Genomic DNA, 3,013 nt, shown 5'->3' with positions numbered 1-3,013 from the left:
TTGAATGCTGTTTGTCAGGGGCAGCGGTCGGCAGACGGATTTTTTCATTTTGGGGCTTGACTTTTAATAGTTAGTCTTCTTCTTTTGCAGAAAATCAATTCCTGATTGGATAATCAAACCGATTTTCTTCTTTTCGTTATCGGATAAGTGAAAACTGGAATACCGTTCATAACAGATATTCCAGCGGAACATAAGCGATTGAAGTGCATCATCCAGTTCTGCGACCATGAACTCAACAGAAGATTCTGTTGGGGTGGAGAGCATCCTTTCCGATATCTGCTCAATGCTATGTAAATCGCCTTTTGTGTGCTTGGTGAGAGCAGGGGGCTGACTGTTCAGCACACGAAGATTCTGAAACTGCTGGGAGAGCAGCTCTTTTGCAGCGGCGAGAACATCCTCCTGCGGAGGAGCCGTAAGGTATTTTCGGAATGACTTATACCCAATGAAGCCAAAGCTGTATTGCAGACACACTGACACTTGCCGCATTTCATATTTGGACAGGTGCCCAAGGTAGCTTAACACTCTGGATTTATCTGCGGGGCGCGGACTTTCGCAAATCGCCATAGATGGCGCACTCAAAAAGCGATTGTGCAGAATAAAATGCGTTGGCATATTTCGCTTTTTGATCTGTGTTGTCAGTGGAACGACCAGAAGAACATTGGAATAAAAATTACCGTCATCGTTTTGGACAACAATGGCAGGTCGGATGCCGCCTTGCTCGGAACCGCTGTAAGGATTCAGATCCATCATGTAGACATCCCCGCGCTTGTACATCCAGTTTGCGGGCATAGGCGGATACTCTTTCTCTTTTTTACCTCGTGTGGCCAATTTGGATTTCTCCTTTCTATCCGTATATGTAACAGTGGGCTGCTCGCACAGCCCACCCTACTATCTCAAACAGCAAATTGCTGTGATTTATAGTTCTATACCTTTCCGTATTTGTCCCCGACATCCCCGGAAACCGAAAACTCTGTTTTCGTGTGGGAAATCTTTCAGCCGTCCGGCAGCGTACCGAATCCATAGGGTTCTCACCTCTCCGTGGTTCTCACCGAGCTGCCCGAAGGCAGAAGTATCATTATTCTGTGATGGCTCTTAGCTATGGAGAAGCTGTCATCCATTTACCGTCAACCTACCGCTCATTCCCTCAGTGGGAGATCATCGCATTTGTTACGGACGCGGCTCATCATCACAGGAACGTGACTGAAGAATGCGTGTTCAATTTTCAAGGGGCGGGATAGCTTGAGGGCTGCTTTGAACGCTTTCCGAAGCTATGGCTGTATTGTAACCGATGCGGAACGAAATGAACAGGAACTCAGAGTTCACAATTTTTGAGGAAAATAGGAAGTATCGTTCCTGTTTCTCGATGAGCCGTCAAAAATATATTTCCTGACTTTATGTAAGAAATGAAGTATTATACTCGTAAGAAACTAACTTACGAGTATATAAATTCGATAAATACACTTTGGGGAGGGAACAAACTACCACTACTACATTTTCTCGAAAGGCGGATTTACGGACGGACTACTTCAGGCACAGGAACGCGGAGAAGTACAGCTGCTTACCCTTGCCGATATTTTTGAATAACACAAGAAACGCTCTTGCCGGTGTAAAACTGGCAGGAGCGTTTCTTGTTGAAGTGATTATAAAAGACCTTTGATTTTTTCAAGATGATCTATAGCGGCTTGCAGTTCATTTTGAAACTGATCCCTAGAAGGATCTCGGCCCAAAAGAAGATAATCCATACTGACATGGAAGTATTCTGCAATATCGATCAGGATTTTTACAGAGCCATTGGAGCTTCCCCTTTCAAGATCGCCGAGGTGTCGATGGGAAACACCAAGTTTTTCAGCAAGTTTTTCCTGCGATAACTTCGCATTTGTACGCAAAGTAAAAATACGGTTACCAATAGCATTCGGATCAAAACTCATGTGTGACCTCCAAATTTTCGATAAAGCGTGAGAAGTCGAAAACTCGGAGTTGCTACGGATATTTCGCCGCTTGGGGCATCCACGAAAAACGGACAAACATAAAGCCTGCTCCTTTTTACGGGAGCAGGCTACCTGAAGGCTAAAAAAATAGCCGGACAACAACCAACTGAGGGATCTTCGAAGAAAATCTCTCAATCAGCTGTTGCCCGGCTATTTGGAGCACGTTTCATACATTGCCTTGCGGCAATGGCCCGTTGCTCGGAGCGAACAGTCCATATTCAAGGTGCAATGCACCCGTATTTGTTAAAATGACTGGAAAATCACCGGCATCTAAATGCCAGATCAAGTCTCAGGGTTTCTTTGCATCTATTGCACTTCACTTGTAGTATACCTGAACACCCCTCGATTTTTTGGTATAACTTATTTCCACAAACAGGGCAAAATCTCCAGCCTATGCTAAATTCTGCCTGCTGTGTAGTAGTCGGTGCTTTACCGGCAAAGGGACGGTTCTTTAACTGAATCATATTCATTCTCCAAATCGCATGATGTCCAATGGATGGCAGTGGATGGGTTTGCCTTTTATAACCTGCATCTGCTGCAGTCTGATCCTGATTGCAGACCAAGAAACCCCAATCCGTCGAGCCATCTCCAGAATTTTTTCATAGTTAGGGTCAGACACTGATTTGTACAGAATCCCATTTGGCAGAGTCAACGCTACACGTTCTATTTCGGCATTGATCAGAAATGTTGGCATCAGCAGCTCTGCTGCAAGGGTATCCGCCTGCCATTCTTCCCACGAGGGCTTTCCGTTTCTCTCCCGATAGGCAATGTGCCCACGGCACTTGACTGCTTTTCCGTAGTCGTTCGGAAACAGATCAGCCAAAATCTGATGTGCTGCTTCATGCGCTATTGTGAAATTCCGGCATCCAGTGCATCTGTCTGCCGCAAGAGCAGAATCGATTACGATATCCCTCGGCATAAATACTTCAACAAGCTTTGTTCCATCCTCAAGGGTTGCTGTGAAGCTACATCTCTGGAAAACCGTTAATCCAAGGATGTGACCATCGCTACACAGCGGCAACATC

General features: G+C 45.4%; 3 protein-coding genes. All 3 read right to left on the bottom strand.

What is annotated here, in order from left to right; all coding sequences use genetic code 11:
• Positions 1-63: 63 nt before the first annotated feature.
• Positions 64-828: a type II toxin-antitoxin system PemK/MazF family toxin gene (locus AAAU26_RS01750; RefSeq protein WP_227619737.1), complete on the bottom strand. Its 765-nt coding sequence runs from the start codon at positions 826-828 to the stop codon at positions 64-66.
• Positions 829-1,640: 812 nt separating this feature from the next.
• Positions 1,641-1,928: a helix-turn-helix domain-containing protein gene (locus AAAU26_RS01745; RefSeq protein WP_005928332.1), complete on the bottom strand. Its 288-nt coding sequence runs from the start codon at positions 1,926-1,928 to the stop codon at positions 1,641-1,643.
• A gap of 526 nt (positions 1,929-2,454) precedes the next feature.
• Positions 2,455-3,013 (bottom strand): ImmA/IrrE family metallo-endopeptidase (locus AAAU26_RS01740; RefSeq protein ID WP_349180890.1); only part of this gene is annotated, 559 nt, incomplete at its 5' end.

The organism is Faecalibacterium longum (genome assembly GCF_040094125.1).
Taxonomy (GTDB): Bacteria; Bacillota; Clostridia; order Oscillospirales; family Ruminococcaceae; genus Faecalibacterium; species Faecalibacterium longum.
The sequence above is the reverse complement of the archived record's forward strand: the minus strand, read 5'-3'. Positions and strand labels throughout refer to the sequence as shown.

Bases quoted from the DNA above. Each gene is read 5' to 3' on its own strand.
- AAAU26_RS01745 (WP_005928332.1), bottom strand. From the start codon at position 1,928: ATGAGTTTTGATCCGAATGCTATTGGTAACCGTATTTTTACTTTGCGT.